A 615-nucleotide genomic window follows, 5' to 3' on the forward strand; every position below is an offset into this window, starting at 1 on the left:
AATCAAATGCCTGTTCATGAACCGACAGCGGGCCGGTTGCCGCGGCGAACACCGCGTGTGTCCCGCACTCCACCAGCGCAGCGACCCTCACCTGCGGGTAGGCACTGCGCTGCTGTCCCCGGCCGGAACCGGGACGGCCGAAGTACGTGCTGTTCGCCTCGGTGTCCGGGACGTCGAAGACGGTGCCGTCCACGGCGACCAGCCGCCACCCGCGATACCAGGCGCCGGCCGTGTCCTGGACGGCCACCGGTCGGCAAACCCGCGCGAACAGTGCCTTCAGCGGCTCCGGCCCCAGCCGTCCGCGGGCTCTGCCGATCGCACCCGTCGTCGGCACGTGCCATGGCTTCTCCCACTGCCGCACCCGTTCCAGGCCCTGCGTCAGCAGCCGGGCGACTTCCTCATGGCCCTGCCCGGAGAACAGGCACATCGCGAGCACGAAATACACCACCACCCGGGCCGGCAGCAGCCGGGAACGCTGTTCCCGGCGCCCGCACTCCGCGATCACCTCATCCACCACCCCGGGTGGAAACACCCGCGTCAACACCCCCAAAGCGATCCGGTCCGACAACCGCTCACCCGACAACTTCACCTGCCCAGGCCTTGGCACAACACATC

At 69.3% G+C, this 615-nt stretch carries 1 protein-coding gene; it reads right to left on the reverse strand.

Annotation, left to right across the window (positions count from 1 at the left end; translation table 11 throughout):
• Nucleotides 1-514 (reverse strand): transposase domain-containing protein (locus tag EAO76_RS40660; RefSeq protein WP_262376171.1); only part of this gene is annotated, 514 nt, incomplete at its 3' end.
• Between the last annotated feature and the right edge of the window lie 101 nt (nucleotides 515-615).

Origin of the sequence: Streptomyces sp. sk2.1 (assembly GCF_008120935.1) — a bacterium.
Taxonomy (GTDB): domain Bacteria; phylum Actinomycetota; class Actinomycetes; order Streptomycetales; family Streptomycetaceae; genus Streptomyces.